Origin of the sequence: Sphingorhabdus sp. SMR4y (genome assembly GCF_002218195.1) — a bacterium.
Classification (GTDB): domain Bacteria; phylum Pseudomonadota; class Alphaproteobacteria; order Sphingomonadales; family Sphingomonadaceae; genus Parasphingorhabdus.
In genome coordinates this window covers 2,983,539-3,008,981 of the sequence record NZ_CP022336.1, presented here as the reverse complement: position 1 = coordinate 3,008,981, position 25,443 = coordinate 2,983,539, and the positions used below count along the sequence as shown (strand labels likewise).

The 25,443-nt window shown below is 54.7% G+C and carries 26 protein-coding genes; 17 read left to right on the top strand and 9 right to left on the bottom strand.

What is annotated here, in order from left to right; genetic code table 11:
* Window positions 1-2 precede the first annotated feature (2 nt).
* Both SPHFLASMR4Y_RS14510 and SPHFLASMR4Y_RS14500 read left to right on the top strand, forming a co-directional pair.
* Window positions 3-656 (top strand): class I SAM-dependent methyltransferase, encoded by a 654-nt coding sequence (locus SPHFLASMR4Y_RS14510; protein ID WP_089134184.1) that lies wholly within the window; start codon window positions 3-5, stop codon window positions 654-656.
* 452 nt (window positions 657-1,108) lie between these two features.
* Window positions 1,109-2,464: an APC family permease gene (locus tag SPHFLASMR4Y_RS14500; protein WP_409928900.1), complete on the top strand. Its 1,356-nt coding sequence runs from the start codon at window positions 1,109-1,111 to the stop codon at window positions 2,462-2,464.
* Window positions 2,465-2,766: 302 nt separating this feature from the next.
* Here the strand turns inward: SPHFLASMR4Y_RS14500 and SPHFLASMR4Y_RS16945 are convergent, their stop codons facing one another.
* Together SPHFLASMR4Y_RS16945 and SPHFLASMR4Y_RS14495 are read right to left on the bottom strand one after the other, a co-directional pair.
* Complete coding sequence (locus tag SPHFLASMR4Y_RS16945; protein ID WP_145955552.1) at window positions 2,767-2,958, bottom strand: hypothetical protein; 192 nt, start codon at window positions 2,956-2,958, stop codon at window positions 2,767-2,769.
* 329 nt (window positions 2,959-3,287) lie between these two features.
* The gene (locus SPHFLASMR4Y_RS14495; protein WP_089134181.1) at window positions 3,288-3,680 is read right to left on the bottom strand and encodes a MerR family transcriptional regulator; all 393 of its coding nucleotides are present in this window, start codon (window positions 3,678-3,680) and stop codon (window positions 3,288-3,290) included.
* 67 nt (window positions 3,681-3,747) lie between these two features.
* Here SPHFLASMR4Y_RS14495 and SPHFLASMR4Y_RS14490 point away from each other — a divergent pair, with 67 nt between their 5' ends.
* From SPHFLASMR4Y_RS14490 to SPHFLASMR4Y_RS14440, 12 genes are all read left to right on the top strand, one after another.
* Complete coding sequence (locus tag SPHFLASMR4Y_RS14490) at window positions 3,748-4,398, top strand: cation transporter (RefSeq protein WP_089134180.1); 651 nt, start codon at window positions 3,748-3,750, stop codon at window positions 4,396-4,398.
* The gene (locus SPHFLASMR4Y_RS14485; RefSeq protein ID WP_089134179.1) at window positions 4,398-4,760 is read left to right on the top strand and encodes a DUF3703 domain-containing protein; all 363 of its coding nucleotides are present in this window, start codon (window positions 4,398-4,400) and stop codon (window positions 4,758-4,760) included. The genes SPHFLASMR4Y_RS14490 and SPHFLASMR4Y_RS14485 overlap by 1 nt, the downstream gene beginning before the upstream one ends.
* A 75-nt stretch (window positions 4,761-4,835) precedes the next feature.
* On the top strand, window positions 4,836-5,402 hold the full coding sequence (locus tag SPHFLASMR4Y_RS14480) for a methyltransferase family protein (RefSeq protein ID WP_089134178.1): 567 nt from the start codon (window positions 4,836-4,838) through the stop codon (window positions 5,400-5,402).
* Between the two features lie 105 nt (window positions 5,403-5,507).
* Window positions 5,508-5,873 (top strand): hypothetical protein, encoded by a 366-nt coding sequence (locus tag SPHFLASMR4Y_RS16940; RefSeq protein WP_145955551.1) that lies wholly within the window; start codon window positions 5,508-5,510, stop codon window positions 5,871-5,873.
* Window positions 5,874-5,938: 65 nt separating this feature from the next.
* The gene (locus tag SPHFLASMR4Y_RS14475; RefSeq protein ID WP_089134177.1) at window positions 5,939-7,168 is read left to right on the top strand and encodes a TolC family protein; all 1,230 of its coding nucleotides are present in this window, start codon (window positions 5,939-5,941) and stop codon (window positions 7,166-7,168) included.
* A 211-nt stretch (window positions 7,169-7,379) separates the two neighbouring features.
* Window positions 7,380-8,525, top strand: coding sequence for an efflux RND transporter periplasmic adaptor subunit (locus SPHFLASMR4Y_RS14470; protein WP_089134176.1), 1,146 nt, complete (start codon window positions 7,380-7,382; stop codon window positions 8,523-8,525).
* Between the two features lie 28 nt (window positions 8,526-8,553).
* Window positions 8,554-11,823 carry an efflux RND transporter permease subunit gene (locus SPHFLASMR4Y_RS14465; RefSeq protein WP_089134175.1) on the top strand — a complete coding sequence of 1,090 codons (3,270 nt, stop codon included), beginning with the start codon at window positions 8,554-8,556 and terminating at the stop codon, window positions 11,821-11,823.
* A 13-nt stretch (window positions 11,824-11,836) separates the two neighbouring features.
* Window positions 11,837-12,175 carry a DUF190 domain-containing protein gene (locus tag SPHFLASMR4Y_RS14460; protein ID WP_089134174.1) on the top strand — a complete coding sequence of 113 codons (339 nt, stop codon included), beginning with the start codon at window positions 11,837-11,839 and terminating at the stop codon, window positions 12,173-12,175.
* Window positions 12,172-14,163, top strand: a complete 1,992-nt coding sequence (locus tag SPHFLASMR4Y_RS14455) for a heavy metal translocating P-type ATPase (protein WP_089134173.1) — start codon at window positions 12,172-12,174, stop codon at window positions 14,161-14,163. The genes SPHFLASMR4Y_RS14460 and SPHFLASMR4Y_RS14455 overlap by 4 nt, the downstream gene beginning before the upstream one ends.
* 124 nt (window positions 14,164-14,287) lie before the next feature.
* A complete protein-coding gene (locus tag SPHFLASMR4Y_RS14450; protein ID WP_089134172.1) occupies window positions 14,288-14,977 on the top strand; it encodes a phosphatase PAP2 family protein in 690 nt (229 codons plus the stop codon).
* Window positions 14,978-15,221: 244 nt separating this feature from the next.
* A complete protein-coding gene (locus SPHFLASMR4Y_RS14445; protein ID WP_089134171.1) occupies window positions 15,222-15,593 on the top strand; it encodes an STAS/SEC14 domain-containing protein in 372 nt (123 codons plus the stop codon).
* A complete protein-coding gene (locus tag SPHFLASMR4Y_RS14440; RefSeq protein WP_089134170.1) occupies window positions 15,590-16,228 on the top strand; it encodes a cation diffusion facilitator family transporter in 639 nt (212 codons plus the stop codon). Before SPHFLASMR4Y_RS14445 ends, SPHFLASMR4Y_RS14440 begins: the two co-directional genes overlap by 4 nt.
* Before the next feature lie 203 nt (window positions 16,229-16,431).
* Here SPHFLASMR4Y_RS14440 and SPHFLASMR4Y_RS14435 read toward each other — a convergent pair whose 3' ends face one another.
* The 7 genes from SPHFLASMR4Y_RS14435 to SPHFLASMR4Y_RS14405 all read right to left on the bottom strand — a co-directional run bounded on the left by SPHFLASMR4Y_RS14435 (window position 16,432) and on the right by SPHFLASMR4Y_RS14405 (window position 24,405).
* On the bottom strand, window positions 16,432-16,836 hold the full coding sequence (locus SPHFLASMR4Y_RS14435; RefSeq protein WP_260806985.1) for a copper-binding protein: 405 nt from the start codon (window positions 16,834-16,836) through the stop codon (window positions 16,432-16,434).
* The gene (locus tag SPHFLASMR4Y_RS14430) at window positions 16,815-19,982 is read right to left on the bottom strand and encodes an efflux RND transporter permease subunit (protein ID WP_089134169.1); all 3,168 of its coding nucleotides are present in this window, start codon (window positions 19,980-19,982) and stop codon (window positions 16,815-16,817) included. Before SPHFLASMR4Y_RS14430 ends, SPHFLASMR4Y_RS14435 begins: the two co-directional genes overlap by 22 nt.
* Window positions 19,979-21,481, bottom strand: coding sequence for an efflux RND transporter periplasmic adaptor subunit (locus SPHFLASMR4Y_RS14425; RefSeq protein WP_089134168.1), 1,503 nt, complete (start codon window positions 21,479-21,481; stop codon window positions 19,979-19,981). The genes SPHFLASMR4Y_RS14430 and SPHFLASMR4Y_RS14425 overlap by 4 nt, the downstream gene beginning before the upstream one ends.
* Entirely contained in the window at window positions 21,478-22,713 is a 1,236-nt protein-coding gene (locus tag SPHFLASMR4Y_RS14420) for a TolC family protein (protein WP_089134167.1), read from the bottom strand. Before SPHFLASMR4Y_RS14420 ends, SPHFLASMR4Y_RS14425 begins: the two co-directional genes overlap by 4 nt.
* 127 nt (window positions 22,714-22,840) lie before the next feature.
* Window positions 22,841-23,212 carry a hypothetical protein gene (locus tag SPHFLASMR4Y_RS14415; RefSeq protein ID WP_089134166.1) on the bottom strand — a complete coding sequence of 124 codons (372 nt, stop codon included), beginning with the start codon at window positions 23,210-23,212 and terminating at the stop codon, window positions 22,841-22,843.
* Between the two features lie 250 nt (window positions 23,213-23,462).
* Window positions 23,463-23,786, bottom strand: coding sequence for a YnfA family protein (locus SPHFLASMR4Y_RS14410; RefSeq protein WP_089134165.1), 324 nt, complete (start codon window positions 23,784-23,786; stop codon window positions 23,463-23,465).
* 196 nt (window positions 23,787-23,982) lie between these two features.
* A complete protein-coding gene (locus SPHFLASMR4Y_RS14405; protein WP_089134164.1) occupies window positions 23,983-24,405 on the bottom strand; it encodes a MerR family transcriptional regulator in 423 nt (140 codons plus the stop codon).
* A 57-nt stretch (window positions 24,406-24,462) separates the two neighbouring features.
* Between SPHFLASMR4Y_RS14405 and SPHFLASMR4Y_RS14400 the strand changes: the two genes are divergently transcribed.
* From SPHFLASMR4Y_RS14400 to SPHFLASMR4Y_RS17430, 3 genes are read left to right on the top strand one after another with little or no spacing between them, the layout of a single operon-like run.
* Entirely contained in the window at window positions 24,463-24,825 is a 363-nt protein-coding gene (locus SPHFLASMR4Y_RS14400) for a mercuric transporter MerT family protein (RefSeq protein ID WP_089134163.1), read from the top strand.
* A gap of 11 nt (window positions 24,826-24,836) precedes the next feature.
* The gene (locus tag SPHFLASMR4Y_RS17190; protein ID WP_186265953.1) at window positions 24,837-25,181 is read left to right on the top strand and encodes a heavy-metal-associated domain-containing protein; all 345 of its coding nucleotides are present in this window, start codon (window positions 24,837-24,839) and stop codon (window positions 25,179-25,181) included.
* Between the two features lie 33 nt (window positions 25,182-25,214).
* Window positions 25,215-25,442 carry a GDCCVxC domain-containing (seleno)protein gene (locus SPHFLASMR4Y_RS17430; protein WP_089134162.1) on the top strand — a complete coding sequence of 76 codons (228 nt, stop codon included), beginning with the start codon at window positions 25,215-25,217 and terminating at the stop codon, window positions 25,440-25,442.
* Window position 25,443 lies beyond the last annotated feature (1 nt).

The following is a 25,443-nucleotide window of genomic DNA, read 5'->3' as shown; positions in this document are numbered from 1 at the left end:
TGATGGCAAAAGAAACCTACACGCCGCCATTGGGTTATAAATTCCTGACACCCTTCTATGATCTCGCCATCCGGCATCTGACGCGAGAAAGCGCTTGGCGGTCGGCATTGGCAAAGCAGATCAATCCTGTTCCCGGTGATAGGATATTGGATGTGGGATGTGGGACCGGAAGCTTGCTGGCCGTTTTGGCGGAGCAGTGTCCCGGAGCAGATTACATTGGGCTTGATCCAGATATCGAAGCACTCGAACGAGCATCGAAGAAAATACACAGTCCAAATATTAGCCTCATTCCTGGGTTTCTATCGAACGAGGCACTGCCTATCGGTTGGAAACCGACAAAAATTACATCCAGTCTGATGTTTCATCAGGTGTCGCTCGAAAAAAAGAACGAAATAGCCGAAATCATGCGCAGCTTGCTTAAACCGGGTGGCGAGCTGCACATTGCAGATTATGCAATGCAGAAATCTCTAGTCATGCGCGCGGCGTTTCGAATGACAGTGCAGCAACTTGATGGTGTCGAAGACACGAAACACAATGCAGAGGGCATACTCGAAAAAATATTCGTCGCGCCGGGATATATAACGGAGAAAACGCTGACCTTCCCGACGGCTACGGGCTCTATTTCACTTTTCAAAGCCAAGTTTGTCGCTTTATGACGTTCGACAAAGAGCCTGAGGTTCATATAGCTACATTTGGGTTTTTCACGGCATTTATCTGGGAAATGCTGCAAATGCCATTTTTCGATGTTGGGTCAGCGAGCTCCTGGGAAAACACGCTAGGTTGCACCCGGGCCACATTTGGAGATGCCGCAATACTGGTATTGGCTTACACGATGGTCTCGGTGTTGAAACGAGACCGACATTGGATGCATCGCCCAACTTATGGGAAAATCGGTATCTATCTGCTGACCGGCATCGGAATTACCGTAATCATCGAAGAAATCGCTACCAGCGTTCCCACTCATTGGGGTTGGGGTTGGAGATACAGTGACCTCATGCCCTTGGCCCCCGGCACAAATATAGGCCTCGTTCCCATCCTGATGTGGATAGTAATCCCACTGATATCCCTCTGGTTTGCAAGGCGTCAGCCTCAACCCTAAATTTTCGACATGCCAAAGGTAAAACAGATGCAAAGCAGCTCATATAGTAAGAACAGTCTTACGCTTGCGGGAACCGTAGCGATGGGAACTGGCGTCATGATCGGTGCGGGCATATTCGCGTTAACGGGTCAGATTGCCGAATTGTCGGGGCCGCTTTTCCCCCTTGCGTTTCTCATCGGGGCCGTAATCAGCGGGTTTAGCGCTTATACCTATATCAAAATGTCAAATAAATATCCGTCGGCTGGTGGCATCGCTATGATCCTCAAGAAATCATATGGGCCATCAACGATTACCGGCGCAGCTGCCTTAATGATGGCCTTCTCGATGATCATCAACGAAAGCCTGGTTGCCAGGACTTTTGGAACCTACACGCTTCAACTGTTCGATATAGGCCGTGAATCCGTGCTGGTTCCGATACTAGCGATCGGCCTGATCGTGTTTGCATTTATCGCTAATATCGCCGGTAACAAAATTATCGGCGCAATTTCCTCAATCACAGCGATCTTGAAAATTGGCGGGATACTGATTTTCTCCCTCACGATTCTTTGGGCGTCGGGTTTCACATTTGAGTTTTCGCAAACGGCGCCGAGCGAAGCCGCTTCGCCGACCGGCTTTATTGCCGGGATTGCGCTGACGATTTTGGCATTCAAGGGATTTACCACGATCACGAATAGCGGCAGTGAGGTTGTTGAGCCTGAGAGGAATGTCGGGCGCGCCATCATGATCTCTCTGGGGATATGCCTGATAGTCTATATGACTGTAGCGCTCGCTGTGGGCTCAACGCTTAGCATAAGCGAAATTACCTCTGCCAAAGATTACGCCTTGGCAGAGGCCGCGCGTCCTAGTTTTGGTGAATACGGTGTGTGGTTCACAGTTGCTGTCGCAATCATCGCAACCGCATCTGGGCTTCTTGCCAGTGCTTTTGCCGTATCGCGCATGCTCGCGATGCTTACGGATATGAATCTCATTCCTCACCGTCATTTTGGGATGCCTGGCGACATTCAAAAGCACATGCTGGTATTCACAGTTATCTCGGCAGGCCTGTTAGCTGCGTTCTTTGATTTGAGCCGGATAGCTTCGTTGGGAGCCATATTTTATCTGGTAATGGACATGATAATCCACTGGGGCGTATATCGTCATCTTAAAGACGATGTCGAAGCAAAAGGTTGGATATTGCTCAGCGCAATCATACTGGATTTGATTGTTCTTGGGGCATTTCTAACCATGAAGCTAGAAAGCGATCCAATGATCATAGCAATCTCATTTGCCGGGATCGTCGGTTTTTTTGCTCTTGAGAAATATTATCTGTTTAAACGGCGAAAAAATATCACGAAAGAGGCCTCGGTGAGTAGCCACTCTCACTAAATTTGACAGCTCAATTGCTCTCCAAAAGTATAGCCGAATTTTATATTCGCCATTGTTTTTTTCTTCTCGTCCGGAACAGCCATTAAGAGCGTCAGCTATTCGGGCCGAATAAATCGAGATACTATGCCGGAAATAGGGCGCGAAGCCGACCTAAAATCGGATTGCAGGCATTTTCGAAGATTGGCGATTTCGCTGACCAGAAGATTACCTTGCCACAGGTGAGAACGCGGCTTTTAGGCAATCCCAACCTATCACGCAACTCTACACGGAAGTAAGTTGGAACTGCCGGAAAGCGCAACTCTTTATGCCGCCTCTGCTGCCAACTCACAGACTTTCTCTATAAGACTTACCTGCTCTCCTTTCAGAATCGGTGTAGCGATCGCATCTGGCCGCTGCCGCAAATATCCTTCGATCAGCGCAAAGGTGGCTTCTGGAATGCGAAAACACGGATCGCCCTGAATTCGCCGCCAAGCGACCAGAGAAATAGCCGTCAACAACGTATCCAGCTCGCAATGCTGGCGCGCCGCGTCCCAGTTGGGATTGATTACGTGTAGGAACGATTGAAATCAGCGTTCCGCTAACCTCAGCTAACAGGGCGGACGCAGGAATTGTTAAAACGCGTGAAGAAACGTCAGTTTTGTCAATGCTGTAGGCTACTTGCGGTCGATCCGTTGACGGTCCAATTGCCGTCGGGCTGAAATGCGCCCCAGCTTTGGTCCCTCACGTGTGGTTCCGACAGGGCCGAAAGCGGTTGCGAAGATATTTGTTGGATACCGAAATTTGTTGACGGAACTCGCAACGCGCTAGCCCTTATCTGTCGTCTCTAAATTCTTGGTGCCAACGTCTCAATAATTTTGCATTCACCTACTGTTCCATGCTGACAAGCACCAATCAAGCGATCCAGCTCAGACCGCAGCGTAGTCAGGTCGTCAATTTTCTGATCAATCTCGGCAAGGTGCCTGGTCGCAATATCATCAACTGCTTCACAGGATTGATCTTGATTGTCCGATAATTCCAGCAATTCGCGTAGTGCCTTCAGGGTAAAGCCGAGATTTCGGGCACGGCGGATGAAGGAAAGCCTGGCGAGATGGTCGCTTCCATAATCCCGGTAGTTTGAAGTCGTTCGTGCTGGGGGCGGTAACAGGCCGATTTTTTCATAGTAGCGGACGGTTTCAACCTTTGTCTTTGTCGCCTTTGCCAGTGCTCCAATTTTCATCGCTTGACCCTATAGTTACTACAGGGTGCATAAATATCGGCGAATCAAAATTTGTCTAGGAAAACCCATGTCCGATAATTGCTGCGCCGATGCCTGTGGAACCGGAGATGCGCTGAATGATAAGCGCTGGCGGCGTATACTTTGGATCGCACTCATCCTCAATGCTGCGATGTTTTTCGTAGAAATGGGCGCTGGCGTTCAGGCGGACTCACGCGCGCTTCAGGCCGATGCGCTCGACTTTTTTGGTGATGCGGCCAACTATGCGATCAGCCTTGGTGTGGCCGGAATGGCGCTTGCGTGGCGATCACGCGCTGCATTGTTCAAAGGCGTAACAATTCTGCTTTTTGGCCTATGGGTGCTGGGGTCTGCCATATGGGCGCTTTTCAACGGCACGACGCCGGTTGCTGAAACAATGGGCATCGTTGGGACGCTGGCGTTGCTTGTAAATGTCGGCGTTGCCCTGATGCTTTTTCGTTACCGGACGGGCGACGCGAACATGCGGTCTGTCTGGATATGTTCACGTAACGATGCGATCAGCAATGTTGCGGTCCTTGCGGCTGCCGTTGGTGTCGCGGGAACCGGCAGTGCTTGGCCCGATCTGGGAGTTGCAGGAATAATGGCCGGTTTAGCCATCACCGGAGGAATTCAAATTATCTTGCACGCGCGAGATGAACAAAAGTTTGAAAAAAGCCGCGAATTGCTCGCAGGAGAAGGTTGATGTCGAAAAAGAACATTCTCGAACTTGCCGCACGTGAAAGGCAAGCTTTCCGCACATCCCGGCTTGCTCGCGATCGAAAGGCTTCGTGGATCGCACTAGAACGCGAACACATCCTTGCCCAAGGTTTTTTTTGGCCACACATTCGCTCACATGTCGCTATGCTGGGTTATGCATTTGAAACCCGCGATGGTCCTGAAATTCGCGGACAAATCATTCGCCTGGCGCTTGCTCCGTTCGGAAATCTCACACGGAACCTCCCATTGGGCAATACAGGCCGCGCCGACGTAAGCGCGTTCAAATCAATGCCCTATCCCGAAGACCTAGCTTTGGCCCTATCTATATCTCGCGAAGAGGAGGAGTAGATGGGGATTGAGCAAGCGCTGGCGCCGCCTGTCCCCAGTTTTGCGGCCATTTAGCCCCTCGGATCGGAATTTAAAATGAATGTGGACGCCTTACCCAAAATCCTTTTTGCACTATCCCTCGGTTCGGTTTGCATCATTATGTTTCTCTCCCTGATTGCGGCCCGAACCGACAATTTTCAGTTCTGGCCACCACCCTCCAAGGAAAGTTGGCAGCATAAAAGCTTCCTGATTCTTTTCAGATGCTTTGTATATCCGTTGATCCTTCTGTCGTTGCTGGAATTTGACATCAGCAATATTGCGACGCGCTATCCTGCAATTGCGGTAGGTGCAGTATTATTCTGCTTGGGTTTTGGATTTGCCGTCCGCATTACCATGCAGATGGGATGGCGCAATGCATTTGGAGAAAAACGCGGCCTGATGAAAGATGGGTGTTTTTCCAAAAGCCGCAATCCAGTTTATGTAACGGCCTGGGTGGGACTATTGGGTTGGGCGCTCATCGCCAATTCAATTTTGGTCTCAATACTGTTGGGATTTTGGGCGGTGCTCTACTTGTTCGCGCCCATTCTCGAAGAACCGTGGCTGGACCAAATGTATGGTGACGAGTTTCGAGCTTATAAAAATAAAATCCCTAGATTCTTTTGAAAATGGCACAAATTTAATGATATTACATATCTAACTTCATGAAATATTGAGGTTATTGTTCAAAGGCACTTGAAGAACTAACGAGATAATGTATTGAGCGGAACCATGAATGAACGCAGCGGCATAAACAGAAAAACGTCAGGGCTCTTTCGCCTGATGGCGGTTTTGCTCGTTCTGATTATGTCGAGTATGACGGTTGCCGAAGCAGCTGAGTGCGCGAGCGAACCACAGAGCGCTGAACAGATGTTGGTTTCCGACGCTGGGCACTCGGATGAAGCCCCTTCGGATAATGACGCTGGTAAACATGGAATTTGTCCGCATGGTCATTGTCATAATGGCAGCGTTACCGCAGCCCGGTTGGTAGCCATTAACGGATCATTGGATCTACTAAGTTCCAGCTACAGCAGCAATGCCGATCAATTTGCGCTGTCTGCGCATTCATCCCGTTTAAAACGACCACCTCGCGCCTGAACTAATTGTGACTTGCGCCATACTTATGGCGTTATTTCAATTGGTTAAGCGAGGATTTCTCAAAAATGTTGAAGAAAATGGCGCGCCTGCGCCTTTGTGCGGCAATACTACTTGCTGCGAGCCCTGCCACTACCGCTCTGGCGGAAAGTCAGAGTCTTAGTTTAAATGAGGCCCTAGTGCGCGCTGGAGCTGAATCACCGGCCGTGCAAATTTCCCAAGCAGAAATTGCTGTAGCGCGCGGGAACCAAAAACAAGCCAGCCTCGGCCCAAATCCCGAGGTCTCGGTAGAGGTTGAAAACGTCGCCGGAAGCGGCGTTTTCAAAGGCCTGCGTTCAACGGAATATACAGTTTCTGTTGGGCAACAATTGGAGCTTGGCGGCAAACGCGGTGCAAGAACACGTGCGGCGCGAGCGCTGACAAGCTTGGCAGAAATAGAAGCTGCGATCTCTCAAGCCGAATTGGCCAGTTCCGTGCGGCTCGCATATACAGAAGCAGTTGCCGCTCAGAGCCGCCTTGACTTTGCAACGCGCGTCGTCGGTCGCAACCGGGAACTGGCAAGGATTGCCAGAATCCTCGTTGAAACTGGCCGTGACCCGCCGCTTCGAGCTTTGCGCGCCGACGCTGCGCTTGGCGAAGCGGAAGCAGCGCTGGAAGCCACAAGAGCAGAGGAATATTCCGCCAGATTATTGCTTGCATCCCTTTGGGGCTCGCAAACACCGCCTCAGGAAGTTGAGCCAGTCTGGCTAAGTGGTGGTGACGTGGAATTTGAGGCCGATCTGTCCCAATCCTTGCAGATCAAAGCCGTGGAAGCGAACCGGGACGCGGCCAGTGCCATTGTCGAGCGAGAACGCGCAAATGCTGTTCCGGATCTAACGTTAAGCGGCGGTGCCAGACGTTTTGAAGAAAGCGGGGATACTGCATTTCTCGTAGGTGCTTCGATTGCCATACCGTTTCGAAATCGCAACCAGGGCAGCATTCAAGCTGCAGAAGCGAGCGTTCGCGGAGCCGAGGCACGTCGCGCGCTGCGTTTGGTAGAGATCAACCGGGAATATAATATTGCCAGCAATCAATTGGAAGCAACACAAAGCCGGGTGGAAACTCTGGAAAGCCAGACGCTGCCTCAGGCTGAGGAAGCTTCAAGACTGGCCCAACTGGGATATCAATACGGGAAGTTTACGCTGCTGGATGTCTTGGACGCAGCGGCGGCAAGAGACACTGCCGAACTCAGTCTGCTGGAAGCAAAAGTCGCACGAGCGGAAGCAGTGATAACGCTGCTGCGATTGGCAGCCAAATAGATGAAAATACTAAAAACAGATCGCGCGATAATAGTAGCTGGAATCCTAGTCCTGCTCGTAGCTCTCACTGGTTTATTCATGGTGACATCCATCGCAGTAGCGGTCTCTGACTGCAGTTCTACTGAATCCAGTATTTTAGGTGAAAGCTCTTCTCCGAACAACAAGCATTTGACCCACGGTCGGTCACAAAATTTGAACAAGGATCTATAAAATGAACAACAAGAAATGGATCATAATGACTGGCCTGGCCATCGCGTTTGCGCTTGTGCTGGCAGTAATTTTTTATGGCTCAACCGACGGTGAAAACCAAGGCGCTGCCGACACTGCGGAGGAAAATCATTCCGAAGAAGAAGGCGTTGTCGAAATGACAAAAGAACAACTGCGTGCCTCCGAGATCGGGATTTTCGATGTGGCTCCAAGTTCGCTTGATGCCGAGATTATTGCCCAAGGCAGCGTCACACCGTCTCCTCAAGGGCAAGCAATATTGAGTGCTGGCGCTGAAGGCAGGGTCACCAGCATCAGAAAGCGATTGGGAGATGCGGTTCGGCGCGGTGAGACTGTCGCTACCATAGAAAGCCGTGAGGCTGCTGCAATCAGCTCTGAGGTGACATCGGCAGCTTCCCGGGCCGCGCTGACACGGTCGCAGTTGAACCGGGAGCAGCGCCTTTACGATGAAAAAATCACCGCTCGGGCAGATCTTGAAACGGCGAGAGCAGAAAATCAGCAGGCCTCAGCAGAAGCAAGGCGGGCGAGCCAAGCGGCGGCTGCAGCGGGTGTCAGCGGACGCTTCATCGCTGTGCGCTCACCGATTGGCGGCCGGATAACATCAAGTCCGGCGATTCTGGGCTCCTATGTGACCGCACAGGATGAACTGTTCCGAATCGCTAATCCGAACCTGATTCAAATTGAAGCGGCAGTGCCCGCAGAAGACGCCCGGCAAATCAGCACGGGGGCAGCGGCCACGGTTGAGACGCCCGAGGGTGAAATATCCGCTCGGGTATTGGCAGTCACACCGGCTGCCGATCCGGAAAACAGAGCGGCGATTGTCGTGCTTGCCCCTGCTTCAGGCGCGACCCTCGTCCCCGGAGAATATGTGCGAGTGCGGATCCTTCAGCAGACGACAAGCAATCAGTCTACAGCATTGATTGTTCCGGCAGAGGCTGTCCAATCCGTCGAAGGACGCAACGTGGTGTTTGTTAAGACCAAATCTGGTTTCCGTGCACGGCCCGTTACGACCGGAGCAAAGAGCGGCGGTAGAATCGAGATTGTCGACGGTCTCAAGGCCGGTGAACAAATCGCCGGTAAAAATGCCTTTCTCCTGAAATCTGAACTTGGCCGCGGCGAAGCAGAACATTGATTAAAATATTCCAATTGGAGCAACGGCTATGATTGCACGTCTCGTCGAAATGTCCGTCCGCAACCGGTATCTTACCGTATTGTTTCTTGCTGCGGTCGCGGCATTCGGAATCTATAATCTGGTAAATCTGCCAATTGATGCTGTCCCCGACATCACCAATAATCAGGTCCAGATCAACACTGTCGATCCCACCCTGTCGCCACTCGATATTGAACGCCTGGTGACTTATCCGGTTGAAACATCGCTGGCGGGTATTCCGGGACTGCAGACGACCCGTTCCATCTCCCGCAACGGTTTTTCGCAGGTTACTGCAATATTCGACGATAGCGCAGACGTCTATTTTGCTCGTCAGCAGGTGGCCGAAAGACTGACCACTGTTCGCAACAGCCTGCCAGCCACGGCCGAGCCGGCAATGGGACCGGTATCGACGGGTCTTGGCGAGGTTTTGATGTGGACGGTCAGCTATGAGCCGTTCCAAAAAGGAAAGACTTCGGGCGGTCCTGGCTGGCAATCTGATGGCTCTTATCTGACCCCTGAAGGTGAACGCTTGAACGATGAAGTCTCGAAGGCGGCGTATCTGCGCACGCTCCAGGACTGGGTAATCGGACCACAATTGCGTAACGTTCAGGGCATCGCTGGCGTCGACTCAATTGGCGGTTATGCCAAGCAATTTGTTGTCACACCTTCGGCAGCGCGTCTTTCTTCCTACGGTATCGGATTTGACGATCTTTCCGAAGCACTGGGAAGGGTCAATCTTTCTGTTGGCGCAAACTTTGTGGAACGCGGCGGAGAGGCATTTCTGGTGCGGGCAGACGCACGGCTCAAATCGCTGGAAGAAATTGAAAACTCTATAATCGCGAGACGCGAAGGTATTCCTGTTCGCGTCCGTGACGTTGCATCCGTAAGCAATGGCGGAGATTTGCGAACTGGCGCGGCAACCGAGAACGGTGAAGAGGTTGTTGTCGGAACCGCATTGATGCTGCTTGGCGAAAACAGCCGTGCGGTTGCAGCTGCAACCGGTGATCGGCTTGCGGAAATCGTCAAGACTATGCCGCCTAACATCAAGCTGGAAGTCGTTCTTGACCGTTCAAAACTGGTCAATGCGACTATCAGCACGGTCGAAAAAAACCTGACCGAAGGGGCTTTGCTGGTAATCGTCGCGCTATTTCTCCTACTTGGTAATTTTAGGGCAGCTCTGATTACCGCGCTCGTCATTCCCATTTCATTCGTGATGATGGCCATCGGTATGAATCGATTTGGCGTTTCGGGAAATCTCATGAGTCTGGGCGCTCTGGATTTTGGCTTGATTGTTGATGGCAGCGTTATCATCGTGGAAAATTTTCTGCGCCGGATGGCAGGCCGGCAACATGAAGAAGGACGTCTTTTAACTCTAGGCGAACGACTGGAAGAAGTGATCGCATCAACAAGAGAAATGATCAGGCCTTCGCTATTTGGCCAGGCGATCATTTTGCTGGTTTTCGTGCCATTGCTCACCTTCCAGGGTGTTGAAGGAAAGACCTTCTCGCCGATGGCCATCACCGTAATGCTTGCGCTCATATCGGCGTTTATTCTCTCACTGACCTTGGTCCCGGCATTATTGGCTCTGCTGATAAGCGGCCGTGTTTCTGAAAAAGAGGTTCGGATGGTGAGCTGGAGCAAAAGCAAATACGAACCGGCACTGCGAAAGGCTTTGAAATGGCCGGGCCGGGCTACTTTGGCAGGTCTCGCCGTATTTGGCCTTTCGATCGGCATATTCGGCTTTCTCGGCAGCGAATTCATGCCGCAGCTGGACGAACAGGATTTGTCCCTTCAATCGATACGAATACCGTCCACCTCGCTTGATCAATCTGTTTCAATGCAAAAACAGATCGAGCGGGAGATTTCCAAATTTCCACAAGTCCGTTTCATGTATTCAAAGACCGGAACAGCGGAAGTGGCGAGCGATCCCATGCCAGTCAATATTTCCGATGCATTTATCATTTTGCGTCCGAAAGATGAATGGCCCGACCCATCGCTTTCAAAAACAGAGCTGGTGGAACAGATGGAAACGAAACTAGCCAATCTCATCGGCCAGAATTACGAGTTCAGCCAACCCATCGAAATGCGTTTCAATGAGTTGATTGCAGGCGTGCGGGGTGACGTAGCCGTCAAGGTTTTTGGCGACGATCTGGAACAGCTCACTGCTACGGCCAACCAGCTTGCAGCTGTATTTTCGGGCATCGAAGGTTCCGCTGATGTCCGGGTCGAGCAGACCGAGGGTTTTCCGACATTGGACGTGCAGTTCGATAATTCGGCAATTGCAGCCCATGGTCTCACCGTTGATGAAGTCGCCGCAACCGTCAGCGCTGCATTGGGCGGCGCGGAAAGCGGGCTCGTTTTTCAAGGCGACCGCCGGTTTGATATTGTAGTGCGACTACCTGGCGAAGTGCGAAATGATATCGATGCTATCGGAGCGCTCCCGGTTATTTTGCCAGACAATGGTTTCGGCAAAACGTCGTCAGTTCCCCTGAGATCGCTAGCTACACTGCAAGAAACCGAAGGCCTCAATCAGATAAGCCGGGAAAACGGACAGCGGCGCGTTGTTGTGCAGCTCAATGTCCGGGGCCGCGATGTGGGTTCGCTCGTGACCGAAGCGAAAGCAAAGATCGGGCGCGATGTTACTCTGCCATCCGGGGTATTCCTCGAATGGGGCGGGCAATTCGAAAACCTTCAGGCCGCTCAAGCTAGAATCAATCTTGTTGTTCCCATTGTCGCGCTATTGATTTTCGGTCTGCTGGTGATGGCGCTGGGTAATTTCCGAATGGCTGTGGCAGTTTTCGTGACGGTCCCTCTCGGAATTGCCGGCGGTATATTCTCGCTAGCTGTAACGGGGTTGCCCTTCTCTATCTCGGTCGCTGTCGGCTTCATTGTTTTGGCCGGCGTGGCGGTGCTCAATGGACTTGTAATGATGACCGCGATCCAGGGGCGTCTTGAATCTGGCGTGGAACTTGTCGAGGCCATCTACTCAGGTGCAGTTGAACGCTACAGGTCAGTTCTGATGACAGCCATCGTGCCGTCCTTGGGTTTCGTTCCGATGGCCATTGCGACTGGCACTGGTGCAGAAGTGCAGAAGCCGCTGGCAATCGTAGTTATCGGCGGTTTGATCACCGCAACGATATTGACGCTATTCGTGTTGCCTGCCGTGACGCGGCTAATGCTTGAGCGTGAATTTCCAGATTTGCGACCGTATATCAAGCGATTCACGCCTTCTCTCGACCAGTTTCCAATCCTGCAACGTTTCCGTCCAAAGCCAGAATGAGAAGGAGTGCATAATGCCAAAGCCGCAACAAATATCTCTCATGCGGATTTATACCGATGAAGCCGCAATGCATGGGGATGAGACGGTTGTTACCACCATTATTGCTCGGGCCAGGACTTATGGTCTTCGCGGAGGCACCGTCCTGAAAGGGATAATGGGGTTCTCTTCGTCTTCCATCATTCATGAACGTCATGCGTTCGGAATCGGCGATAACCCGCCAGTAGTGATCGAAATAATCGATGCCCGGGCACGACTGGAAGATTTCTACACTCAGCTAGACGATCTGCGAGGGATCGGGCTTGTCAGCCTCGAACAGGTCGATGTTCTCAACCGAGCAGCAGAACAGAAATGACCGATGAGCACCGCAAGCATTCGGAAAATTCGGATCACTCACACGGAGGGTCAATCGACAGTTTGCTTGGTGGTCGTGCAGAAATGGTTTTTGCAGGACTCTGCGGGGCAGCCCTTCTTGCCGGGTGGCTTGGACCACAAATCAATCTCCTGTCTGCGAGTATCGGTTTCTGGTTCTTGGTGGCGGCCTATTTTTTCGGCGGTTATTTTACAATCCTCGAAGCATTTGAAAAGATCAGGCGTCGAAAATTTGAAATAGATTTTCTCATGATCGTTGCCGCCGGCGGAGCGGCGTGGCTCGGTGCATGGGCAGAGGGAGCATTTCTATTATTCCTGTTCAGCATCGGCCATGCACTTGAAAATTATGCAATGGCGCGCGCGCGCAATGCCATATCCGCACTATCTGACCTTGCTCCCGAGGAGGCGGTGGTCCGCAGAGATGGCGAGGAACTGCGTTTGCCGGTGGCTGAACTGGTAATCGGTGATATCGTAATCATCCGTTCCAACGAGCGACTTCCAGCGGACGGCTTTGTTGTCAAAGGGGTGAGCAGCGTCAACCAGGCACCCATAACCGGTGAGAGCGTCCCGGTCGACAAGCTTCCGGTCGACAACGCTGCAGCGGCGGCCAAAGCAGCCGAAAAAGTCAAATCCGAACATAGAGTTTTCGCCGGATCCATAAACGGAAGCGGTAGCCTCGAAGTGCAAGTCACCCGATTGGCGTCGGAAACCACATTGGCCCGGGTTGTCGAAATGGTGAACGATGCGGAGACGCGTCAATCGCCAACGCAGAGCTTCACCAATAAGTTTGAGCGGATTTTTGTGCCGGTTGTCATTCTGCTTGCAATCGCAACTGGGTTTTCTTGGTTGGTGATAGACGAGCCAGTCTCCGATAGCATTTACAGGGCGATGGCAGTCCTCGTTGCCGCCAGCCCCTGTGCGCTGGCTATTGCAACACCCAGCGCTGTTTTAAGCGGTATTGCCCGTGCGGCGCGCGGCGGTGTTCTGATAAAGGGCGGCGCGCCTCTCGAGATGCTGGGCAAGCTTGATTCGATCGCTTTTGATAAAACTGGAACCCTTACGATTGGCGAACCGGAGTTGGTCGAAACAGCGCCTTTCGGAGAAATTGGAGCAGACGAACTTATTGCTATTTCTGCCGCTGTCGAGGTGCATAGTGATCACCCTCTGGCGCAAGCTATCGTGCGGGCTGCAGAAAAGCGTCTCGGAACATGGGATTTGATCGCTTCCGATTTTCAGAGCATAACAGGCAAAGGCGTTTCTGCCAAAATCAATGGCCAAAATGTCTTGATCGGGAAAGCGGGGCTGTTTCTCAACGATGATCAGGATTCGCTTCCTGAAAATGTCACCCAAAAAGTAAACGAAATGTCTTCACGCGGTCGCAGCACCATGATTGTCAGGCGTGGCGGCGAATTTCTTGGTGTTCTTGGCCTTATGGACACGCCCCGCGCTTCAGCGTCCGAAGTGATAAACAAGCTCCGCTCGATCGGAATCACGCGGATGATGATGATTTCGGGCGACAATCAGAAAGTCGCGGACGCAATCGCTCTGGAAGTGGGTCTTGATAAAGCCTTCGGTGATTTGATGCCGGATGACAAGGTCGAGAAAATTGCTGAACTGAGCGATCAGGGCGGAGTCGCGATGGTTGGTGATGGTGTGAACGATGCTCCAGCGATGGCCAATGCAAGCGTCGGAATAGCCATGGGAGCCGCTGGTTCAGATGTCGCGCTTGAAACGGCAGATATCGCGTTGATGGCAGATGATCTGGCAACATTGCCTTTTGCCGTTGGGCTTAGCAGATCAACAAGTGGCATAATCCGTCAAAATCTGTGGATCAGTCTCGGCGTGGTGGCAATATTAATACCGGCTACACTGTTTGGCTTGGGCATTGGCCCCGCTGTCGTGATGCATGAAGGATCGACGCTTGTCGTGGTCATAAATGCCTTACGCCTGCTGGGATATAAAGAAAATTAACCGGCGCAGCCATCGTGCCCGTGCTCATGGATGTAAACAGCGAGATTGTGATTTGCATCAGACTTGAGCTGAGTTTTACGCAATCAAGCAGACTTAATTCAGAATTTAAAAAGCGAGTGAAGATATGAGCATTCGTCTGATAAGCTTTCAGCGCGGTTTCAAATTGGCACCGTCATTTATTCTAACCGGAATTTTCTTGGTATTCTGGTCCGAGGTAGCGAAAGGTTATTTTGATGCGATCGATAGAACCATTTTGCTCGCTTTTCGGTCGCCGGGAAATTCGGATATACTGATAGGCCCGGACTGGCTTCTCCAAGTTGTCCGCACCATCAGCTTTCTGGGAGATTCAACCTTCTTGCTTCTGGTGATATTTGCAGTATCTTTCCTTCTGATCGCCAACAAAGCCTATTACAATGCACTACTATTGGCCGCTTTATCTCTCAGCGGATTTTGGGCAGTATCCTTATTAAAAGATTTTTTCGGCAGACCACGACCTTCGATTGTAGAATATTTTTCTGATCCCAGTTCTGCGAGTTTTCCAAGCGGTCATGCCGCAAACTCGACCATCGTCTACGTCCTTATCGCACTGGCGCTATTTACAGTCGTGTCAGGGCGATATGGGCGGTTTTCCCTGATTTGTTGTGCGCTCATATTGGCGGCCTTGATCGGCACGTCGAGGATTGTCTTGGGCGTCCATTGGCCAAGCGATGTGCTGGGCGGTTGGATTTTTGGACTAAGTTGGTGCTGTTTGTGGCTAGTGAGTGACGCTAGGTCCGAGTTATGGGCCGTCTCATATCACTCGAATCCCAGGTAACGGGATGATTATTCTTTCGATCCTTATTATCGGAAAAATGCGCATCAGACCGTGTGGTTTGCGGCAGTCGAGCGCTAAAGTCTCGAGGAAAAAAGCAAAACGCTGTGAATGATGAATTCGTAAGAACGATACCGATGGATGTTTAAGGATGACAATCTTTTACCTCTCACTTCCGTCCTGCCAAAACGGCAAGGCAACCCAATTGACCTCGGGCCGTTGATTGGTGATTGGGAAAGGAAGGACAATGCTGCAAGCACAGGAAATAGACGGAATACTTCAAATTAAGGCGGGCGGAACGCTTACCAAGCAAAATTACGATAGCTTCGTGCCGCTTTTTGAGAGGATCACCGAGAAAAAAGCCGGGACGATTCCAATGATGATCGAACTGGCTCCAGACTTTGATGGATGGGATATTTCCGGCCTCTGGCGCGATATAGAATTCGATGTGCGGCACAAGGATCAATTTGGCCGGATCGCGATCATCGGCGACAGTAAATGGCAAGAATGGGGCACGAAGATCTTTGATCCGCTCTTCCGCGCGGAGATGAGGTTCTTCGCACCCGCCAAGCGCAATGCTGCCGAAAGCTGGGTTCGTAACGGTGGCAGTGCCACATGAGCGGCGAAGGAGAAATCAATCTCGATTCCGCCGACAAGCGCCGCACCTTATGGATCGTCCTCTGGCTCAATGTCGCCATTGCAATAGGGTTCTTCGCAGTCGGCTACTTCGCCGATTCCAATGCGCTGCTTGCGAACGGGCTGGACAATTCGTCGGACGCAATCGTTTATGCGCTGAGCCTGCTTGCGCTTGCTCGTTCCCGGACCTGGAAGCGCGGTGCCGCGCGCTTTTCCGGCGTCATGCTTCTCGTCTTTGCGGGCGGCGTCATTGCCGATGCCATCCGGCGTTTCGTGGAAGGGTCCGATCCCGGCGGTGTCATGATGATTGCGATGGCTGCGGTGGCCGCTGTGGTGAATCTGATCTGCCTGCGGTTGCTGCAAAAGATGAAGGCAAAGGATGTCAATCTGCGAGCCGCCACGACATTCAGCTTCAACGACTTCATCTCGAATGGCGGCATTATCATCGCCGGGATATTTGTCATGCTGACCGGCTCGAACTGGCCCGATCTGGTAGTGGGAATAGCGATTGCCGGTGTCGCCCTTTACGGTGGAATCGATATTCTACGCGATGCGCACATGGATGTTCATGATGAGGCTGGAACGGAGCACCGCAGAGGCGACGAGTTCGGGAGATGAGTAGCGTGCACGATCATGGAGGCGGGCATGTCGGTCACAGTAGCGGCGAAGAAAACGTTAACGATCACTAGCTGATCTCAGCGTAAGCTATGACCTTCTTTCCGAGTTCACCGAAGAGCTCGGCCTGTTCACCAAAGCTCTCATCAGGCCTGCCCGATACAATATGCGATCGGCTGCCAGGCATCGCCCGGCAGCCGTTCAGGCTATTTCTTGCTAACCGAGGTGATCCGGTTGCCCGCATCGCTTGCCTCGAACTCGAACGCGACTTTGTCGCCAATGGCTATCTGATCGCGGACCTCTGGGGCGATATCGAAGGCCATGGTCATCGAAGGCCAGCCCATCGCCGCGACCGGTCCATGATCGAGCGTGATCGTGCCCGCCGCGGCATCAATGGCTGTCACCGTGCCTTCGCCGCTTGCCGTGCGCACATCGCCGGTCATCGGCATATCATCCCCGTTCATGGGCATTTCGTCAGTGGCCATGGGCATGCCGTCAGCAGCCATCGGCATGTCGTCACTTTCCATCGGCATTTCGACGTTTTCGCTATTGTCACAAGCGGTTAGCGACAGCGGAAGTGCCAGTAGGATTAGCCAGGTTGGGTTACGCATTTTTCTTCTCCTTCGGTTGGTTTGGGCTTGGTGACCCGGGGACGTCGCAGCAAAAGATAGGCTGCGGGTAATACGAACATCGACAATAAAGGCGCGGTGATCATACCGCCGATCATCGGCGCGGCAATGCGGCTCATCACTTCCGAGCCCGCACCGGTGCCGATCAGGATCGGAAACAGGCCGGCGAGGATTACGGCCACGGTCATTGCCTTTGGCCTCACTCGGAGCAGCGCGCCTTCGCGGATCGCGGCGCTGACCTCTTCGGCGGTATGTTCACCCTGCCGCCGGTCAAGCGCAGCCTTGAGATAGATCATCATCACCACGCCAAATTCGGCCGACACTCCGGCTAGTGCAATGAACCCGACGGCCGTCGCCACCGACTGGTTGTAGCCCATCAGATAAAGCAGCCAGAACCCGCCGGTCAGGGCAAACGGCAGTGTCCCCATGATCAGCAGCGCTTCATCCAGACGGCGGAAAATCACGTATAGCAGCAGAAAAATGATGGCCAGCGTGGCCGGGACCACGATCTGCAGCCGTTCATAGGCGCGGGTGAGATACTGGAATTGCCCGGCATAAGAGAGGCTGACGCCGGGCGGCAGGTCAATCTCGCTTGCAACAGCCTGCTGGATATCCGCCACCACCGAGGCAAGGTCGCGCCCGCGCACGTCGACATAGACGTAGCTGGTTGGTCGACCCTGTTCGCTTTTTAGCATCGGCGGACCATCACTGACAGCGATGTTGGCGACGGTGCCGAGCGTGATCTGCTGCCCCATCGGCGTCAGCAGCGGCAGTTGGCGCAATTCGCTGACGCTGTCGCGAATTTCGCGCGGATAACGGACATTGATCGGGTAACGGGCAAGTCCTTCTACGGTGCGAGCGACATTTGCCCCGCCGATTGCGCCAGAAACAATCTGTTGCACATCGGTGATGTTGAGTCCGTAGCGCGCCGTCGCCATCCGGTCGATATCGACGTCGATGTAGCGACCACCCGTCAGCCGTTCCGCCAGCGCCGAACTGACGCCGGGTATTTTCTTGGCCACACCTTCTACGTGCAGTGCAACATCCTCCAGTTCCGCCAAATTTTCGCCCGATACCTTGACCCCGATCGGGCTCTTGATCCCGGTCGCGAGCATGTCGATGCGGTTGCGGATCGGCGGCACCCACACATTTGCAAGGCCCGGCACCTGCACCACACGGTCGAGCTCCTCGACCAGCTTGTCGGGAGTCATGCCTTCGCGCCATTTGTCCTTCGACTTGAACCGGATGGTCGTTTCGAACATCGTCAGCGGCGCCGGATCGGTCGCGGTGTCCGCCCGGCCGGCCTTGCCGAACACGGTTTCAACCTCCGGCACGGACTTGATCAGCCGGTCGGTTCGTTGAAGCAGTGTGGACGCCTGACCGGGTGAAAGACCAGGCAAGGCACTCGGCATGTAGAGCAGATCGCCCTCGTCAAGCGGCGGCAGAAATTCTCCGCCCAGCCGCGAGAAGGGAATGGCGGCGGTCAGAAAGACAAGGGCTGCGATAACCAGCGTAGCCTTCGGACGCCGCATCACCCAGTCCAGGCCCGGACGATAGGCGCGGGTCAGGGATCGGTTGATGATATTACTGTCCTCGCGCGGGATCTTCCCGCGGATCAGCCAGCCCATCAGCACGGGCACGAGGGTGACCGACAATATCGCGGCCGCCGCCATCGCATAGGTCTTCGTGAAAGCGAGCGGAGCGAACAGCCTGCCTTCCTGCGCCTGCAGGGTGAACACGGGCAGGAAGGACAGGGTGATGATCAGCAGGCTGAAGAACAGCGCCGGGCCTACTTCCTTCGAGGCATCCGCCACTATCCGCCAACGCTCGTTGCTCTGGAGTTCGGTATCAGGGTTTTCATCCGTCCAATGTTCGAGGTGCTTGTGGGCATTTTCGATCATGACTATCGCGGCATCGACCATGGCACCAATGGCAATGGCAATTCCGCCCAGCGACATAATATTCGCATTGACCCCCTGAAAGCGCATGATGATAAACGCAGCAAGCACCCCGAGTGGCAACGTGATGATCGCCACCAATGCCGATCGCGCATGCCACAGGAACAACGCGCAGATGATGGCGACGACGATAAACTCCTCGATCAGCTTGGTGGTCAGGTTGCTGACCGATGCATCGATCAGTTGCGAGCGGTCGTAAGTTGTCACAACCTCGACACCCTTGGGCAGGCTGGCTTGTAATTCGTCCAGCTTGTCTTTCACCAATGCGATGGCAGTGCGCGCATCGGCCCCTTGACGTAACACAATGATGCCGCCTGCGACTTCTCCCTCTCCGTTCAGTTCAGCGATCCCGCGCCTCAGTTCCGGCCCGAGCTGGATATGCGCGACGTCAGCGAGGGTGACCGGCACCCCGCCGGATGTTGTTTTGAGCGGGATCCTGCGAAAATCCTCGAGATTGCCGAGATAACCGGAGGCGCGCACCATATATTCGGCCTCCGCCATCTCCACCACTGACCCGCCGGTTTCCTGATTGGCCGACTGGACCGCGCTGACAATTTCCCCATGCGTCACCCCGAACGATGCCATGCGGTAAGGATCGAGCACGATCTGATATTGCTTCACCATCCCGCCCACACTGGCGACCTCGGCCACGCCGGGAATGGTCTTGAGTTCATAGCGCAGGAACCAGTCCTGCAGGCTTCTAAGCCCCGCCAGATCATGGCCGCCGGTGCGATCGACCAGCGCATATTCGTAAATCCACCCTACCCCGGTCGCATCGGGGCCAAGTGCCGGGGTCACGCCATCAGGTAAATCGTCCTGAACCTGACTGAGATATTCCAGCACGCGCGAGCGCGCCCAGTAGAGATCGGTCCCATCCTCGAAGATGATATAGACGAAACTGTCACCGAACATCGAATAGCCGCGAACGGTCTGCACGCCGGGCACCGAAAGCATGGTGGTCGCGAGCGGATAGGTGACCTGGTCTTCTACAATTTGCGGCGCCTGCCCAGCAAAGTTCGAGCGGACGACAACTTGCACGTCGGACAAATCCGGCAAGGCATCGACCGCCGTGGTGCGCACTGCCCACATGCCGGCCAAAGTGATCGCGATAGCGGCCAGTATCACGAATAGCCGATTCGCAATCGATGCGTCGATGATCCTTGCGATCACTGGCCGCGCTTCCGGATCGAGATGATCTGTGGACCGCTGTCTGCCTGAATGAAGCGGAAGGTCACTTTGTCACCGCGTTTGAACCCTCGCAATTGGGCCGGTTTTTCGATTGCGAAAGCCATGGTCATCGCCGGCCAGTCAAGCGCCGACACCGGCCCATGACGCAAGGTCACGCTCCGCGCGGTGATTTTCTCGATCGTGCCATCGGCACTGTAGCGCTGCAGCTTTTGCTGATCTCCGGCGTCTTTTCCGTTTCCCGCCTGCGCTGCTTCGTCAATCGGACGGACATCCACGCCGCCAAGACTGGCTTCCGAATCGAGTAGGAACTGGCCCGATACGACCACTTTCTCGCCCGGTGTCAGACCGGCTAGAACCTCGGTCTTCCCGCTTGCGTCGCGGCCGATGCGGATTTCCGCAGGACGGAACCCGCCTTCGCCTTGCGCCAACATCACCAGCGTGCGTTTGCCGGTTCGGATGACCGCTTCGGATGGAATCAGCACCGCCTCGCGCCGGTCGGGCGAGAGCGACACGCTCGCAAACATTCCCGGTCTCAGCCTGAGATTCGGATTGGGTATCTCTGCCCGCAAGGTCAGCGTTCTGCTGTCGGCCTGCGCGCTTGGCAGAATGGCCGTGATCCGGCCGGTGAACAGTTCGCCGGGATAGGCCGTCAATGTAGCGCGAACAGTCTGCCCGATCCTGACATCACCTGCCTGGATTTCGGGGACAGCGACCTCCAGCCAGATCGGGTTGAGACCAGTGATTTCGGCCAGCGTCTGGCCATTGTTAACGCTCATGCCGGGCCGCACCGCAAGCATGGTAACCGCGCCAGAAACAGGCGCGGTGATCGTGATGACGGACCTTGGACGGCCGCTGCGGGCCACTGCAGATATCATGCTCTCCGGCATCCCGAGCAACTGCAACCGCTGACGGGCGGCACCAGTAAGGGCCTTGTCGCCAGTGGCGGCGACTGCCAGATATTCGCGCTGTGCGCCGCCCCATTCCGGGATCAGCAGATCAACCAGCGGGGCGCCGCGCCGAACTACGTCGTCCGGCGCCAGGCCATAGGTTCGCTGGACAAAGCCGCTCGACCGCGGTTGCACGACCGCCATCTCGCGGGCGTTATAGGCGATTGTTCCGGTCACCGTGGTTTCCGTCTCGAGCATGCCCCGCTCTGCCACGGCCGTGCGAATACCCAGATTCTGGACCAGCGCCGGATCGATGCTCACACCCGGCTGGTCCGCCCCGCCCCCAGCGCATTTGGGCACCAGTTGCATATCCATGAAGGGGGACTTGCCGGGTTTGTCGAAGCGCTGGCCCGGCACCATCGGATCATACCAGTAGAGCACCTCCTCGCAGTCTGCCACTGCCGTGGCATTGCCATTCCCATCGTCAGCCCCGCCGAGGAAGGATAGGCCATAGCCCGCCGCCACGCCAACCAGGGCGACCGCTGCAACCCCTGCAATGGTGCGTTGCCGCGAAGATAGCGATATCTTGGTCATGGCGTTTCCTCCGAATAGGTAAGGCGCAACTTGGCGGCAGCCTGGACGGCAGCCTCCTCCCGTTCCAGAATTTCAAGCTCGAGCAATGCCAGTGCGGTTCTGGCAGAAATAACGTCGATCAGGTCAGCGCGGCCGGCGGCAAAGCTGGCCATTTCGAGGTCAGCACGGTTGCGCGCCAGCGGCAGCAAGTCCTCGCGCGATCGCTGCCATTGGCGGACCGCGCTTCTCCACATGGCCAGATCAGCCTCAAATTCAGCAGTGACCGCGCGTAATGCATCCTCTCGCTCCGCCATGGCGGCCATGGCCTGTGCTTCAGCTGCAGCAATCCGAGGTTCCTGTCGGCGGCCGGTAAACAGGGGCAGTGTGATCGAACCCATGACCGAAACGGCATTGCCGAAATCCGGATTGCGCCGTCCAAAGCTCGCGCTGACACCAAAATCTGGTCGCTTGTCTGCCCGGGCAAGTTTGATCGCGGCTGTCGCCCTGTCTTCAGCGGCATCCGCCACGACAATTTCCGGATTGCGCGCAAGATTGGTGCGCAATCGCTCCAGATCAATCTCGGCCGACGGTGCCGTCCCTCGCGCGATCACGTCTTCGCCGGGGACATAGCGGGCGAGCCGGGCCTGTGCGGCCGTCTGATCGGCCTCGATCCGGGTGCTGGCGTCATCAATATCCAGCAGCGCCCGCCGGATTTCAAGACTTTCGGCGGGGCGCGCCGATCCTGCCGCGACCGCGCTGCGGGCCACCGGCACCAGCGTGCGCAAATCCCGGAGCGCGCCTTTCGCGACCGTTTGCCGCTGCTGTGCATAGCTCAGCGATATCCAGGCCTGGCCAGCCGCCAAGACCACATCGCGACTGGCCATTCCTAGTCGTGCTTCCGATACACGGACATCCGATTCAGCCATTCCTGCCCGCGCGCGCCGCTTGGCGAGATTGGGAATTGCCTGTTCCACTCCGACCTGAATCTGGCTGGGCAGCTGGCGGTCGAGATTGAAGGCAGCCGGGCCGCTGACCGGCATGTTGACGATTCCCCCTCTCAACACCGGATCTGGCAATTCATCTGCGGCCTCGACAGATTGGCGCTGTGCTTCAACCTGCAACGCACGCGCTTCAAGCACGGGTTGCTCCAGCCGCGCTTGTCGCAACGCTTCTTCATAGCCGATTGGTTGTGCCTGAGCGGCGGGGACCACGACCAGCGTAACCGCCAGCACCCAAAAAACTTTCCAATCCATCAAATTGCCTCGCATTGGTCCTGTAACGACAGGACGATCATCGAACCTGTGTAACCATCACAACGGATACACAGGAGCAGAAGTCCGCAGCAGCGCACCCCGGGGGGCCTGCCCCCGCAGAACGCTGTTACGCCAGGAGGCTCATTTGTGGAGGGGGGGATTCGGGCCGCGTTGGCTTGCCATGGAGTTTATCCGCCAAAGCGACGGTATACGCTGAAACGAGACCATGCGATCCGAGGTCGATATCAGAAATCCCCGAAAGGGAAAGCGGCGCAATACAACCCATAGCGACAAGGCAGCCGAGGGTCATATTATCACAGGGCTTTTCGGTATCTTGTGCCTGCCGGTCATCCGGACCGTCGGCGACGTGAGATGCCATTTCTGCACAATCCATGGTCTGGATCATCTCGGCCTGAGGCATCGCGGCGGCATAGGCCGCCCCTTGCACAGACAGGCTGAGTAGGGTGCATATCACAGCAAAGGTCTTGAAGATCGACACATGTGCAGCCTAAGTGGCGAGGAGGCCGATTGCAACAGATTTCAGGCCAATGTCGTCCTGCGCCTCAACTGCCGAATGGCGGCTTCTACGCAGTGAGATATGCAAGCCGTCAGTCCGCCCAATTACCATCGGTCCGATATGCGCCTCAGCCTTGGACATCAGCTAAGGATTCTCGAACATCCTTAAGCAGTCGTTGAACCGATGCGTGTCTATCGCTGTAATTGGGTGGCAAGCGGAAGTAGGTCGCAAATTATACTGCTCGCGGCCCGAACAGAATGATAGCTGCGCCTCCAAGGCAAACAGCTGCGCCAACGAGGTCCCAGCGGTCCGGTTTGGCCCCTTCGATCAACCACAGCCAACCAATTGCTGAAACGATGTAAACACCACCGTAGGCGGCGTATGTGCGCCCGGCATGTTCAGCCTCTATTAGCGTCAGGAGGTAGGCAAACAGCGCCAGAGCCATCATGCCTGGAACAATCCACCAGATAGACTTGTCCATGCGCAGCCAGGCCCAGAATGCGAAACACCCGGCTATCTCGGCTATGGCTGCAGCGATGTATGCGAATGCCGTCATGCCGCTTCTTCGCAGCCATAACACGGGGTTGCAATACGGTCGTCGCCATTCAGGTGCTTTTGGTGGATCAGGTCTCAGGGCTGGCAGTCGGCTGACAGCACCTGTGCTAAGCCAGATATTGGCAGCAATTGGAGTGCGAAGAAGGCCGCTCGCATTCGGTTCGAGACTTTGGCCATGACTCCACGCTTCTCGACGCTTAGTCGAACAATCCGGCCTCATGTCCGAATAGCGCATCAATGATTGGACAATCGGGGACATCGCCGCCTTCGCACTGAGCCGAGACATCAGTGAGCGTGCGTTCAAGCTTTCTCAGATCAACGATTTTCTGCCGGACACTTGCCAAATGATCGCGTGTGAGTTCCAAAACCTCGCCGCAGCTATAGTCGGAAGAATCGACAAGACTCAGCAGGCTTTTCAGCTCCTCGATCGAAAAACCGAGGTCGCGGCCGCGCAGGATGAAGCCGAGCCGAGCGCGGTCGTCGCGTGAATAGAGCCGATGGCCGCCCGCGCTCCTGTTCGGCTCGAGCAGCAAGCCGATCTTTTCGTAATATCGGATGGTTTCGATGTTGCGGTCAGTGATTTTGGCGAGCTCTCCGCGCTTAATGAACTGTTTTGCCATGACCCTCTCGTTTTTTCTCTTGAACCTGTAGTTACTACAGAGCTTATACTTGTTCTTATGAGCGAGCAAACCAAAGCAGGTAGGGAGCAATTTTGGGCGACCGGGGGCGCGTTTGGAGCCTTGCTAGCCTCCTCCTGCTGCCTCGCGCCCCTTATGCTCGTCACGCTCGGCATCAGCGGTGCATGGATCGGCAATCTGACCATGCTCGAACCATATAAATGGGTATTTATCGCCATCGCCGTCGTTTTTCTCGGGCTGGGTTTCCGGCAAGTCTATTTTCGCTCCGCAGAACCTTGCGAAGATGGAATATATTGCGCGCGGCCCGAAACCAGTTTGATCGTGAAGAGCGCCTTGTGGCTGGCGGCTGCTTTGATTTTCGGCTCTGCTACGGTCGATTGGTGGGCGCCGCTATTTTATTAGGAGTTAGACAGATGAAGAACACACAGATTGCCGCCGTTGTTGTGTTGGCCATCGGCGGAGTAGGCATCGGGGCAGCCGCGCTGATGTCGGATCCCATTGGTGAGAGGGTCGCACAGAGCCCGGCCACGCTGCAAACGGCAAGCTTCTCCGTGGAGAATATGACCTGTGCAACCTGCCCGATAACCGTGCGTCGCGCGATGGAAGGCGTTGCCGGTGTTCATGATGTGACAATTGATTACGAGACGAAAACGGCAACTGCGAACTTCGATCCTGCGCGAACGACGGCCGGTGCCATTGCCGCAGCCTCGACCAACGCCGGTTATCCGGCCGAGCGCAATGATGAGCTCCACCTGTGAACGAGATAATGATTGATAGATCGGCAGCACCGTATGCAGCTTAAATCGACGCTTACCTGCCCGCATTGCGGACACTGCGAAACCGAAATTATGCCGACAAATTCTTGCTGGTTTTTCTATGATTGCAATGGTTGTGGCGAGAAACTCCGCCCCAATCAGGGCGATTGCTGCGTCTTCTGTTCGTTCGGCACCATTCCCTGTCCGCCAATTCAGGAAGCGCGCGCCAATGCTACAGATGCGGAATGCTGCGGGACCCAATGAC